Here is a 13,126-nt window from a genome sequence, read left to right on the forward strand (position 1 = left end):
TGGTAAATTCAGGTTGTGGGCAATGGAGGATAGGAAGCCAAATGTATCACCGGCTTACGTAGAAAACACACCTCAATGACTCAGCTGTATGTACCGGGGTTGCGAGCTAAAGATATGTCCGATCGAGCCGATATCGCGCCCTAGGGGGCGCTATCGACCTCAATCGAACGGAGCAAAGGAAATGCGTAAAACTCTCATCTTCGGCAACGGATTGGGAATGGCACTTGACCCCGGCCTTTTTAGCTTGGATGACGCCATCGGCCGTGCCTGGGACGGAGTGGGGATCTTCGACCAAGAAACGCGTGCGCTGGTCAGATGCTGCTTGGTCGATGATGGAGACACCGAGCGCCCTCACGGTGAGGATGATTTGGACGCTCTTCAGTTGGTGGTCTCATCCTGTGACTTCCTGGATCGGATGAGCCGTGGCGGCGCTCACTGGCTCAGTCAACATGGCCAGCGCTTCCCTGCGGCAGTGCGCAAGTTTCTTTACCAGACGGCGCTCCAATTTCATCAGCGTGAGGTTGTCCTGCCAATCGAGTTCGTTGGGCCATTGGCTACCTTCCTTCACCAGACTCAGTCACACGTTGCAACGCTCAACTACGACAATCTGCTGTATCAGCGAATGATTGAGGCGCATGTCTTGGACGGCTATGGCGGCGCCCTAGTAGACGGAATGCTTTCGAACGGCTTCGCTCCCGAGAACCTTGAGCGCAAGTGGGGGCGAACGTTCGGCTACTACCTTCATCTTCATGGATCGCCGCTCTTTGTCGATCAAGACGATACCGTGCGAAAGCTGACTCAAGGCGAGCTTGGCGGCGACGACGACGTAGTCGGATCCCACATTGTGCTAACGCACGTCAAGCATAAGCCCACGGTCATCGCAGCGTCCCCCCTGCTGCAGAGTTATTGGGAACACCTCGAGCTCGCCTTGGCAGAGTCCGAAGAGGTCATCTTGTTTGGCTACTCGGGGCTGGACACCCACCTCAACGAGCTGCTCGAGCGGCGTTCCCCGAAGAGCGTTCGGGTTGTCGAGTGGGTGGGGGCTGGCGCGCAAGATGCGCGCGAGAACTTCTGGAGAAAGGCGCTCGGTAAGGATCCAGTCCTTAACCAGATGGATAGTATCTTGGCGTTTACGGAATGGGCTTGACGAGGGCAACTTGCGAGAGCTGCCCCCTCCCATCGCGCCCCGGACCACCGCAAGTAGCAGGAGCAATCTGAGCAACCGTTATGTGCACCGATGCACCGATCGCGACCGTCAAATCAGGGCTTAGGGACGACTGTGAGAACTACCGGATGACGCTGATCGAGCATCTAGGGACGTAGGCGGCCATCGTCGCCGGCGTCTTTCGCAAACCGCCGAAAAGGGGGCATTTGCCCCCCCCCTTGACGGTTCTCACAAGCTCCCGGCCCGCTCTACAGGCTGGTGGCGCGCCACACGCGCCCGATCAACCCGCCCACCAGTGGCGCAATCGGGAAGACGGTGTAGAGGGCGGCCAACGCCAGCGGCGGGACAGACACGAAGAAGTTGCGTTCCGACTCGATCAGGCCAGGGTAGAAGATCCCCACCCCGATGCTTCCGATCTGCACGGCCACCACAACCAACGTGCCCATCAATGCCCCCTTCCAAAAGCCCCCACGCTTCGGTTCCAGGAAGGGGTTGGCCGCCCTGGCTGCCCTAACGCGCGCCGCCCGCCAGTTCAGCACGTAAAGCAGCAGGAGAAACGCCAGCACGCCAACGCCAGCCGAGAACGCCGCCACAGCCTGCCAGGCAAGCCCCAGCTCTCCAGAAATTTCTGCGCCGCCTGCGAAGGCGAGCAGGCCAGCGCCTCCAAGAAGGACCGTTGCGGGTGCGAGCAGGCCCCACTGCATATGGGGCGTGGTTGAGTGAGAGCGGGCATGGGCATTCATGGAACCTCCAAATGAGCGAGACCTTGGGCGGGTTGCAGGGGCCGGTTAAGGCTTTTTCTGTGCGTCGATGAGCACCCACTGCCCCGCCCGCTTCTCAAACACCAGGTCTGCCTGTGCTGGCACGGGCGCCGGAGCCTCCTTCAGCTGACGCCCTCCCTGGAAACCAATCACATCGAGGGTGCCGCCCGTGACGCACGTCGTTCGCTCGGGCCCGCTCTGATTGCAGTCGGCGTTCAAGTCCTCCCAGCCACGCACTTCCACGCGCTGCCCAAGTTCGGCCACCAGGTTCGCGTTCAAATACTGCTCGTAGCCCTTTGCAACCTGCTCTACCGACGGTCCGTGCTCCGCCTTACCGCACGCGATCAAGGCAACAGCTGCTACCGCAGCGACCACCATTCCACGCTTCATGCACCTTCTCCCTGGTCGTTTGCAACGTCTACTTCGATCGTTTCGTTCCGGTAGCCCAAGCTCACTTTCTCGACCGTGACGTCCATCTTGGGTTCCGTGCCGTCGATCCAGACCCGGTTGACCGAAAAGACCACGCGGTCGCCTTGGAACGAGCGGCCTTGCCGCGCGAGATTGGCCGCTTCAGCCGGGTCCATCCGAATCAGCAACCGGTAGCGTCCCGCGTTCGGCGGACTGGACACGCCCGTCGGCGTCTTGCGGATCCAGGGGACGAAGTTCTTTCCGGTGACACTCAAGCCAGCAAGCGAGATCTGCGGCATCGGAACGAACACTTCCATGACGCCCCGATCCGCGTTGTAGCTGACCCCACCGAGCGCCTTGAAGTTCGGGCGGACGGCATATCGTCGGATCCCCTTAAATCGCTCCAGCCGGGCGTCGAAAGCAGGCCCGAAGCGCTGCTCGATCACCGCCGCTGACGGCTCCGCCTCTTTGCTGCCCGTCGTCCTCTTTGCGGCCACCCAAGCCTGCCGCAAGCACCACTGCCGCTTTTCCGATCGCAACCGATAGGAGGAATGGGCCATGGCCAGCAGGGCCATGTCGCACATGTCGATCCCTTGCGCCCCGGTGGAGGACAGCCCTTCGCGCAGGTGCTGAGCGCCCTCGAGGGTCTCCCCGTCCAGGTCCCAGTAGATGCCGGCCGGCTCGGCGTACTGGGGGTGGGACACCTTGGCCTGCGAGCCGGACTTTCCTGAAAGGACCCCGCCGATCTGCCGAAGCAGGCCCGATGCGGGCGTGGATTGGGCGCTGGCGCCCGTCGATACGGCCAGCGCGAGCGCGCCAGCCAGAACTGCCCCGTTCTTCATACAGCCCCTCGTTCCTTTGGATGGACTTGCCACAAACTTACGTCACACGTAGAGTCTACCCGTGACGTAGGGCTTGGGTCATCATCGGTGCATGCCTGCAATGCATCCGTTCAGCCTGTGACTACGCCGACAACTCCGCGAGCGATCGTGGCGGCGCGACTGCGCCAAGCCAGGATCCTTCGAGGCTTTAGCCAGCGCGAAGTGGGGGTCAGGATGGGCCTGGACAAAGACACCGCATCGGCTCGCATCAGTCGCTACGAGAGCGAATCGATGACGGTGAGCCTGGAAGCACTGTTCGAGCTGGCGCAGGCACTGGACGTGCCACCGGCTTACCTGTTGGCAACGACGCCGGCGATGGCCGACGCCATTTTGGCGCTGGGGGTTCAAAGCGAGGCCCAGCAAGCCAAGCTGTCTAAAGCCCTCGCAGGGCTCGCCGCGCTCCCCCCGGTGAAGCGGAAGCACGCCATTGAGGGCCTGTTGGCGAGTTTCGAATAGGCAATTGCAATAGTTCTCCCGGGCGGCCATTGAGCCTCGGAAGGCACGGCGCCCGGTCTCTCGCATCAAATCTCCAGTGCACAAAGCCCACAACGCCCGGGTTAAAAGCAGCCCTCCATAGCCGGTGTACTGCCGAGGAGTTACGATAATGCCCTTCTGGTTGGATTCCTCACGAATAAGCTTATCTCCTCCCCGCGCTTCTCGGCGACGCAGCCACCAAAATCCTTAATAAATCCTAAACTGGACTCCACCTCGTGGCCCACACTCTTTGTCGAGAATACACTCGCATTGGGTTTAAGGACCTCAGCCTTTCGCACGGAATCGGCATTCGCCCTGTGCGAGACTGATGCAACCAAAATGCGACCCTGCAAGCAGGGGCAGCGCAACGCCTGCGCTCTTACAGCTTGACCGAATCTTGGTTCAGAGGCGGTCACTTGCGATTTTTCATTCCTGAGCGCATTCTCGCACCCAGGAATCCGATTAGCATTCGCATGGAGCCAAGAAAAATGCATAACGTGCAGGTCGCCTTTCAAGGCGGCGGAGCGAAGTTGGTCAACTTGCTGGCGGCGGCACAAGCCTTGGAAGAAGCCCATAACAGGGGCGAGATAAATATCACCCGCGTTGCAGGAACGTCTGCCGGTTCAATTGCCGCTTGCATTCTTGCTTCCGGCGTCGGCGTCGCTAACGCACGTGCCAGTCTCAGAACCGACTCGATGCGCGTAGTGGCAGACCAACTCTCCGCAGGTCACTGGCTCCCGGCCGCCCTCTGGTCGATGTATCGCGGCAAGCCACTGAAGTCCCTTGCCCCTCTTAGGACTTGGCTTAGCTTGTTGCTGGGCCGCAACGCTCCATCAAACAAGACCATTAAGGAAGTCTGCGCCATGCGCGGGGGCGACCCCATTAAGCTATTCATAGTTTCGTCCGACATAGAGAACCGCAACAGCCACGTAGCGGCGGACTCCGACCTAGTTCTAGGGGCCATTGAATCTTCATGCGGAATCCCTTTCGCTTTTCGCACATGGAAGAATCAAGGCTACAGCAAAGTGGACGGCGGCCTGTGCGCCAACCTTCCTGTCGATTTCCTCCGTGACGACGAAAGCCAATACGGGAGCGTCTTGGCGGTTTCGTTCGAACGACCAACGCATGCTTCTCATGACAATCTTAAGAGTTATGTCCTCGCGTTAATCGACACAGCCATATCCTCCGGCGAGGACCGGGCGCGCGACTCGCTACCGGCACCAAATGTCTTTTCAATAAACACCCAACTCAGCACATTCGACTTCAGATCAGCGTTCGAAAGCGGACTCGCCGCTCAATACGACGTGGTCCATTTGCACGCCGAGAAATGGATATCAAACTTCGTCCAAATTAAAAAGAAAGAATCGCTAGTCCTCGCGCACGATCCTTGGCAGGACCAATCCGTTGCCTCGAAGCAGTTTCTATCCAGCATGGGAAGCTACTTCACAGCTCTTTCCCTAAATAGCCCAATCCACTACCGCCTGGCACGGCTAGAGATCTACGCACCATCACTGTCATTTGAAATAAATTCCATCACTGGAAACAATGACAGAATAAGGATGATCATTAGATTCGCGACGGACTCGCAACCGATCCATATGCTTTCCCTGTCTGTAGCAAATGTCGACGAACACAGTGTATTAGATGCAACCAGCCTTGATTGCCGAGTTCGTGACTCGACCGGCAGTCCCGTTGAAGCAACCCTGATCCCAATGTCATTGGCTAAGGATCGATTGGAGCGCAACGTGGCCGTCTGCTTTCACTCGCCATTACCTGAAAACACGGGTGACTATGAGTTAACTTACACGATCCGCGGATCTCAACTGCTGCGCCCTCTTCAGTCCGACAAGGAGGACATGATCGCCTACTTCCCTCGAGGCCCGATTGCATCCACAACCGTTGATAAGGTTGAACTTATCGCAGTTGTGCCCAAAGGTTACCCGGTTCGGTTTGACTTCGCGGGCGAGGGGAGAAATCACCGAAATCTCAAGCACGACGAACTTCCGCATGAAGCATACGCATTGCACGATGTGGACATGTTTGGCTGCGTGGCACATGATGTGCCCCGCAGCAGCGACCCCAAAGACCTCTGGCGTCTAACGATGACAGCCTTGGATCGAGCCCCAGTCAGCGCCCCTTGACATGCGCCAGGCAGGAAGGCATACTTGCGAAGAGATTAATCCAGCGGGAGACGAATATGCGTATCATCGTTAAGGTCTAAGCTTTCTGATTCTTGCTGTAGATGACAAAGCCGCTTTCGAGCGGCTTTGTTTTTTTTGACTACCTGAAAAGCTTATCTCTAGCGAAGCGAAGAAGAAAGTAACATGGCTAAGCAGTGGTTGGATTGCGTCGATTCAGTTAGATAAGCCAATTATTAACTAGATTTTTGCTAGGAGTCCGGCAAGTGTGCGGAACTTGACCGTAGTTGCCAGCCGATTACGCAAGTTTCCAATGAATATCGAACTTGTCCAGTATGTTTTTGACCGGCCCTGCGGCCCCTACTAGCGGCAATCGCGGCCGATCACACCCCCGCCTCACCCAGCCTTGAGACGATTGCGCAGCGGACCAATTGGAACCAGCAACGCGCTCAACCATTGTCTCGCGCTTCGATCTTGCGCAGGTAGACAGCGTCACTGTGAGTCCCAGACATGTGAAGTTAAACTTTGCGAATGCGCCACGGGTCCGCAGAGCTTCTCCACCGCTGTAAAATCGCGACTATAGGTCGAATGGTGCTCATTATCGAGCTCATGCACGACGATCTGCACACGGAGTTCGGATGCTATTCCAGCCTCTTGGAGCTGCTGAACAAAACTGTTTCTGAGTGAATGGAACCCTCGCCTGGCTGGCTCCCAGCCCTTCCCCATCTCGGCCAAGTGTCGACTAAGTCCTTTGGTGATCCAGTTTCCCTGCCCGTTCACGACGGTGGCCTTGGCAGCTGGGAATAGCCCCGTTTCACCGGCTTTACGCTTGACAACGACCCAATCCAGGAAGCCCTTCTTGAGGAGCTCAGGATGGAGACGGACCGTGCGAAGGCTGACCTGGTTTTCACTTTCTGGTGCTCGCCGTCGTCTGAGATACTGAGGCACGGAGTGCCGTCCTCCTGGAACACGTCTCGGCCCAGCAACTGACCGACCTCTGACGCCTCGCCCCCCGTATAGAGCCCAAGGAGGGAGGCCCAGCGGGCCGCCTCGGACAGCTTGGCAAGCGTCTCGGCGCAAACAGAGCCTGGATCTGGGCTCTGTCGTAGGCCTTAAACCCCAGCTTTTTCCGCGCCCGCTTCTCGCGCTGGGAGTAGCTGACGTGGGCGGAAGGTTCGATAGCAACGCATTAGCGCCTGCCCGAGGACAGAATCTTGAAACGCAGAAAACTGGCAAAATCGTAGTCACCAATGTCCGTGGCCTTTTCCTCCGGCTCCCCCTCTTCGACGCCCGCCCCCGCAGCAATCAGTGCCTCGGCGACCTGACATTTCACCTCGAAATCGAGCTCCAAGTCACGGGCCAGCCAGACCAAGGGCGGCTGATCCTCATCGTCGTCTGTGTAGGTATACGCATCGGGGTCCAGGCCGGTAGCTAAGAGCGCCGTCACCAGTTCGACATCCCCCATCACGCAGGCGTTGTGCAGTTGGGGATACATCAGTGACCGCCCACGCTCCTGCAGGCCTTCTGGCAGCGCCTTCACCGCGTCCAGCATCTCATCGAAGCGCTCACGGAAGGCCTCACTGCCCCCATAGAGGTCGTCGAAGCCCATGGCCGCTGCAATGCTTTTGTTCACATCTTTTCCCCCTGAGTTTGTAGGACCATCACCTATCCAAGCAGGTGCTACACGCTGCGACATCCGCTAGAACCAACTGCGCGCTGTCTGTAAAACATGCCCGTAGTCGCCTCCCCCGGGCTCGTCTGCCGCGTCACGACACTTCTTCGTCTCGGGCAAAAGGCCGCACGGACACACGCATCGCATCCCCTAGCGCCCAACGAGCCTCCAGATCGCTGGCTCGCTGAGCGGCTTGGGCTTCGCAGAGTTCATGCATCGCCACCTGCAACACCTTTTCGTAAGCGGCGTGGTAGGGCTCACGCGTCTCCCCGTTGACCCAAGGCGCCTGCAATGCAGCTTCAACCGTGGCATCCCACACTTCACCCCGTTCAAGCGCACCGCTAAGCACTTGGTCGCTCACCACCAGGACATGCCCAGCCACCCGGCCATCCACCAGCACCCACTCGTGAGACAACCCGGCTATGTCATCGAGCGTGGCCAGCGTTGCGATGCGGCCCAACTTCTTCTGCAGCCGGCTTGCGTCGTCCCGGGCCTGCCGCAGGGCCAACTCGATTTCGAGCTCGCGGACCCGTTGCTGGGCCGCGTCCAGTTCGTCGATCAGGCGACGCTCTTTGACACTGCGCCCCACGCGCGAGGCCTGCCAAGCAACGAGTTCGGTGTAAGGGTAACGGACGTGCTCGTTGGCCCCTCCAGCAGCGCGGCCGGCCCCTTTCACGAAGGGCGGCCCAGCAGGAGGCGTTCGACGGCGCCACTCCCCAAGCGTGTCGAAGTGCACCCCGAGGTAACGAGCCGCCGCCTTGGAGCTGATCGTCGGAGGCGGCAAGCCTGCGGCCGCTTTGTTCAGTTCAGCATCCAGGGCCACAGAGCGCTGCTCCAGGTAGTCCTCTTCTTTGCGCTGGCATTCCATTGGGTCGCTCCTTACTGGCCGTCACGCCGGTTTCTTGCTGAGAAAATGGAGACTGGGGCATCGCCGGACTCGTCCAGCCGAGGCTTGTCCGTCCCCTTCAAGCGATTCCAAACACGTGGACTCGTGGCCACCATGTGCTCTTCAACCCGGCCCATGGCCTCTCGGAGCTTGGACCACTCCTGCTCGGTGTAACGTTCCGAGACAGCGGCCATTCGATCCTCACCTCGCCCCAGAGTTCTGTGGTGGAGCAGTTGGGAAACGATTCGACTTTCGCCGAACAGAAGGGCCGCGTAGCGACCAAGCGTGCGGCGCAGATCGTGGATGGTCAGGCCGATGTCGACTTCTGCCCGCAGATCAAGCAACCCCGCGTCCCGGCGCACGTTTGCCACGATGCTTTTGCTGTCCGAGTAGTGCCCCGTCCTGCTTCGATCCGATCGAGCGGGGAAAACGAACATGGTTTTGGCCAGCGCGCGGCGTGCCCTCTCCACCTCTTTTTCCAGCCGATCCAGCAGATCCCGGCATGCACGCCTGGCTCGAGCGGCGCCAAACACTTCTTCCGCGTCCACTAGGTCCTGCTTGAGCTTGGTTTCGTCCGCGCGTTCGTCGTAACGCCGCTGCAAGATCTTCCCAGCAAAGTAGGCGACCGGCAGGTAGCGCTCCTCGCCATTCTTGGTATCAAACAAGTAAACCTGAGAGCCCGCTCGCCTCGTGTAAGGGTTGACCTCATCCGGCCCGGCCAACCAGACCCAGGACACCTCCGACTGGCGCAGCTCGCCCGGGGAGCACCGGTCAAACCAGCGCAGGGGAGCGGCCTCGCCGCGGCGGGTGCCCCACAGCAAGGTCAGCAGCAAGTAGTCCGCGCCAGTGGCGTTCAAGCCGCCCTGCTCGTCCCGCCTGGCCAAGATCACCTTCAGGACCGTAGGCAGCGTCTCGTCCCCCAACGGATTGCGCACTTCCGCGCGCTCGTAGTGCCGGCGCAGCGCTTGCGAGTCCCGCAGCATGTCGTCGTCGTGGATGACCTGGAACGGGTTGTAGCGCAGCACCGGTTCCCGCTGCTGCTGAGCGGCCGCTTTGCGTTCCCGCTTCAGCACCAGGTCGACCGCCCTCTTCGCGTCTGTGAACGCGTGCTCGGTCGACGCCAAACCGGCCGCTTTGACTCGCTGGATGTGCTTCCCGGTCACGCCCAACGCTTCGAGCTGTTGCGTGGAGAGCTCGGCCCAATCCGGCTGATCAGCCAGCGCTTGGCGCATCGGGGTGGGGATCCGGTTGGAGCGCACCATGGACGATCGCCGCAAGCTGTCGAACGCACGGTGGATGTCCTTGTCCAACAGCTGAAGGATCGGTTTGTCCGCCAGCCCGACTTCCGGCCGAGCGAACCGCGCCAAGCTGTCTTGGATCGCCCGGATGCTGGCGGGCTTGGCTTTCTTGTTGCGGACGCGCTTCTGCAGGTCCTCAACGTAGGCCGCAAAGCAATCCGCCAGCGTGAGCCCCTTCAGCTCCACCAGCTGCTCGGCTCGGGCCTCTTCCTTCGAAGGATGCTCGCCCGTTTCTCGAACCACGGCCAACTTCCGCCGCGCCAGCTCGTAGGCTTGCTCCGGGCCGATGTCGGTGACGCTGCCCAGGGAGAAGCGACGAACCCCGGCCGGGCCTCGGACCACGACTTCGTAAGTGGTGCGGGTGGTGCCCACGTAGAAGCCAAAGCCCGTCGGCGCCCCCTGATTGCCGTCCAGGACGCGGTAAGGCTTCCCGGCATCTTCGGGGAGTCGAGGCGCGATGACCACCCTTCCCTGCTTGCCTTCGACCGGGCCTTTGGCCACGCTCAATTCGCAGATTTGCCGGTAGGTCAGCTTAAACTTGGTGCCTCGGCGACGCGGGGCCTCTGCCTGCGCCGCAACAACCGTATCCATGGTCGATCCGCCGTCTGTCCGTCGCAACATCGATTTGATCCTCTTTGAGTGACTGGCGCAACCGCGGCGCAACGAAGAACCCCGTTACTTGCCGCAAGTGCCCTGGATTGATCGCTACAACCCGTAGGAAGCTCTCTTGCAAACCACTGATTCAAAAGCGAAACCGTCTGCATCGAAGGCCAGTGCAGAGCACACGCCCCTCATGAAGCAGTTCTTCGCAGCCAAGTCCGACTACCCGGACCTGCTGCTGTTCTTCCGCATGGGCGACTTCTACGAGCTGTTCTACGACGACGCGCGCAAGGCCGCGCGCCTGCTCGACATCACCCTGACCCAGCGTGGCAGCTCCGGTGGTGCACCGATTCCGATGGCCGGCGTGCCGGTGCACGCCTACGAGGGCTATCTGGCACGACTGGTCGCGCTGGGCGAATCGGTGGCGATCTGCGAACAGATCGGCGACCCGGCACTGGCCAAGGGGCTGGTCGAACGCAAGGTGGTGCGCATCGTCACCCCCGGCACGGTCACCGACGAAGCGCTGCTGGACGAGCGTCGCGACACCCTGCTGATGGCCCTGTCGCGCAACAAGAGCGGCTATGGCCTGGCCTGGGCCGACCTGGCCGGCGGCCGTTTCCTGGTCAACGAAGTGGACACCGATGACGCGCTGGAAGCCGAACTCGCGCGCCTGGAGCCGGCCGAACTGCTGGTGCCGGATGAGGAGAACTGGCCGGAGTTCCTGCGCCAGCGCAGCGGCGTGCGTCGCCGCGCACCCTGGCTGTTCGACGCCGACAGTGGCCGCCGCCAGCTGCTGAACTTCTTCAAGCTGCATGACCTGAGCGGCTTCGGCATCGACGACAAGCCGCGCGCCACGGCCGCTGCCGGCGCCCTGCTTGGCTATGTCGAGGAAACCCAGAAGCAGCGCCTGCCGCACCTGACCTCCATCTCGATGGAAACCGCCGGCGAAGCGATCGCGATGAACGCGGCAACGCGGCGCCATCTGGAGCTGGACACCCGCGTCGACGGCGATACCCGCAATACCCTGCTCGGCGTGCTCGACAGCACGGTGACGCCGATGGGCGGCCGCCTGCTGCGCCGCTGGCTGCATCGGCCGCTGCGCCTGCGCGAGGTGCTGGTGCAGCGCCACCACGCGGTGGAAACACTGATCGACCGTGGTGCGGACGCAGATATCCGCGAACAGTTCCGCCGCCTCGGCGACCTGGAACGCATCCTCACCCGCGTTGCCCTGCGCTCGGCACGGCCGCGCGACTTCTCCACCCTACGCGATGGCCTCGGCCTGCTGCCGGCCGTACGCGAGGTGCTGGCACCGCTGGATTCACCGCGCCTGCAGACCCTGCACGCCGCGCTCGGCGAACACGACGAATGCGCCCACCTGCTGGCCAGCGCGATCGCCGACATGCCGCCGCTCAAGCTCAGCGACGGTGGCGTGCTGGCCGATGGCTTCGACGCCGAGCTGGATGAGCTGCGCCGCCTGTCGACCCACGCCGACCAGTTCCTGGTCGACCTGGAACAGCGCGAGCGCGAGAGCAGCGGCATCGCCACCCTGAAGGTCGGCTACAACCGTGTGCACGGCTACTACATCGAAATCAGCAAGGGCCAGTCCGACCGTGCGCCGGTGCACTACACCCGCCGGCAGACACTGACCAACGCCGAGCGCTACATCACCGAAGAGCTGAAGGCATTCGAGGACAAGGTGCTATCCGCGCGTGACCGTTCGCTGTCGCGCGAGAAGTACCTGTACGAGCAGCTGCTGGACACGCTGGGCACGCAGCTGGAGCCACTCAAGCAGTGCGCCGCCGCGCTCAGCGAACTGGATGTGCTGGCGGCCTTCGCCGAGCGTGCGCAGGCGCTGGACTGGGCGCGCCCGGAGCTGCAGGCCGAGCCGTGCCTGAACATCGAGCGCGGTCGCCACCCGGTGGTCGAAGCCGTGCGCGACCAGCCGTTCGAGCCCAACGACCTGGACCTGCACCCGGACCGTCGCATGCTGGTCATCACCGGCCCGAACATGGGCGGTAAATCGACCTACATGCGGCAGAACGCGCTGATCGTGCTGCTGGCCCACATCGGCAGCTTCGTGCCGGCCAGCCGCGCGTTGATCGGCCCGATCGACCGCATCCTGACCCGCATCGGCGCAGGCGACGACCTTGCCCGCGGGCAGTCGACCTTCATGGTCGAGATGGCCGAAACCAGCTACATCCTGCATCACGCCACCGCGCATTCGCTGGTGCTGATGGACGAGATCGGCCGCGGCACGTCCACCTACGACGGCCTGGCCCTGGCCGACGCGGTAGCGCGCCACCTCGCCTACGAAAATCGCTGTTACACGCTGTTTGCGACCCATTACTTCGAACTGACCGCGCTGGCCGACGAACAGCACGAAGGCGGCCGCAGCGGCATCGCCAACGTGCACCTGGATGCCGTCGAGCACGGCGAGGCGCTGGTGTTCATGCATGCGGTGAAGGACGGCCCGGCCAACCGCAGCTTCGGCCTGCAGGTGGCCGCACTGGCCGGCCTGCCGCGTGCCACCGTGGCCCAGGCGCGCCGTCGCCTGGCGGAACTGGAGCAGCGCGGCGGCGAGAGTCACGCTGCCGAGGTTGCGCCGCAGGCGCTGGATGCACCGCAGCAGTTCGGTCTGTTCGCCGCACCGCCGAACAAGGCCCAGGAGGCCCTGGCGGCGATCGATCCGGATGAGCTGACACCGAAGCAGGCCCTGGAAGCGTTGTACCGGTTGAAGGCGTTGCTGTAGTTACATCAGATGAACCGTTCTTAATGCATGGCAGGCTGCAAACCTGCCATAGGCATGCCTGCACTCGCTTCATACAACGCCCGCTCGCCTCCGA

General features: G+C 61.5%; 10 protein-coding genes and 1 pseudogene. 4 read left to right on the top strand and 7 right to left on the bottom strand.

Annotated features, from left to right (window positions below; all coding sequences use genetic code 11):
- The first annotated feature begins 181 nt into the window (after positions 1 to 181).
- Positions 182 to 1,147 (top strand): SIR2 family protein, encoded by a 966-nt coding sequence (locus K5K93_RS06560; protein WP_261311940.1) that lies wholly within the window; start codon positions 182 to 184, stop codon positions 1,145 to 1,147.
- Positions 1,148 to 1,413: 266 nt separating this feature from the next.
- On the opposite strand, the gene K5K93_RS06565 is transcribed toward K5K93_RS06560, so the two are convergent.
- The 3 genes from K5K93_RS06565 to K5K93_RS06575 are packed head-to-tail and all read right to left on the bottom strand — an operon-like array spanning position 1,414 to position 3,176.
- Positions 1,414 to 1,908 (bottom strand): ABC transporter permease, encoded by a 495-nt coding sequence (locus K5K93_RS06565; protein WP_261311941.1) that lies wholly within the window; start codon positions 1,906 to 1,908, stop codon positions 1,414 to 1,416.
- 45 nt (positions 1,909 to 1,953) lie between these two features.
- Positions 1,954 to 2,316, bottom strand: a complete 363-nt coding sequence (locus tag K5K93_RS06570) for a hypothetical protein (protein ID WP_222390249.1) — start codon at positions 2,314 to 2,316, stop codon at positions 1,954 to 1,956.
- Entirely contained in the window at positions 2,313 to 3,176 is an 864-nt protein-coding gene (locus tag K5K93_RS06575) for a hypothetical protein (protein ID WP_222390251.1), read from the bottom strand. Before K5K93_RS06575 ends, K5K93_RS06570 begins: the two co-directional genes overlap by 4 nt.
- Positions 3,177 to 3,377: 201 nt before the next feature.
- On the opposite strand from K5K93_RS06575, the gene K5K93_RS06580 reads away from it, so the two are divergent.
- Complete coding sequence (locus tag K5K93_RS06580; RefSeq protein ID WP_261311966.1) at positions 3,378 to 3,671, top strand: helix-turn-helix transcriptional regulator; 294 nt, start codon at positions 3,378 to 3,380, stop codon at positions 3,669 to 3,671.
- A 506-nt stretch (positions 3,672 to 4,177) separates the two neighbouring features.
- Positions 4,178 to 5,830, top strand: a complete 1,653-nt coding sequence (locus K5K93_RS06585) for a patatin-like phospholipase family protein (protein WP_222390253.1) — start codon at positions 4,178 to 4,180, stop codon at positions 5,828 to 5,830.
- Between the two features lie 489 nt (positions 5,831 to 6,319).
- On the opposite strand, the pseudogene K5K93_RS20265 reads toward K5K93_RS06585, so the two are convergent.
- The 4 genes and pseudogenes from K5K93_RS20265 to K5K93_RS06600 all read right to left on the bottom strand — a co-directional run.
- Positions 6,320 to 6,992 (bottom strand): annotated as a pseudogene (locus K5K93_RS20265) (integrase); the annotation flags it as partial.
- Between the two features lie 24 nt (positions 6,993 to 7,016).
- Positions 7,017 to 7,436: a hypothetical protein gene (locus tag K5K93_RS06590; RefSeq protein ID WP_261311942.1), complete on the bottom strand. Its 420-nt coding sequence runs from the start codon at positions 7,434 to 7,436 to the stop codon at positions 7,017 to 7,019.
- Positions 7,437 to 7,593: 157 nt separating this feature from the next.
- Positions 7,594 to 8,367 carry a nucleotide-binding protein gene (locus K5K93_RS06595; RefSeq protein WP_222390255.1) on the bottom strand — a complete coding sequence of 258 codons (774 nt, stop codon included), beginning with the start codon at positions 8,365 to 8,367 and terminating at the stop codon, positions 7,594 to 7,596.
- An 11-nt stretch (positions 8,368 to 8,378) separates the two neighbouring features.
- Positions 8,379 to 10,274, bottom strand: coding sequence for an integrase (locus tag K5K93_RS06600; RefSeq protein WP_261311943.1), 1,896 nt, complete (start codon positions 10,272 to 10,274; stop codon positions 8,379 to 8,381).
- Between the two features lie 202 nt (positions 10,275 to 10,476).
- On the opposite strand from K5K93_RS06600, the gene mutS reads away from it, so the two are divergent.
- Positions 10,477 to 13,032: a DNA mismatch repair protein MutS gene (gene mutS / locus K5K93_RS06605; protein WP_222390257.1), complete on the top strand. Its 2,556-nt coding sequence runs from the start codon at positions 10,477 to 10,479 to the stop codon at positions 13,030 to 13,032.
- Positions 13,033 to 13,126 lie beyond the last annotated feature (94 nt).

Source organism: Stenotrophomonas sp. DR822, from assembly GCF_019793815.1.
Lineage (GTDB): Bacteria > Pseudomonadota > Gammaproteobacteria > Xanthomonadales > Xanthomonadaceae > Stenotrophomonas > Stenotrophomonas indicatrix.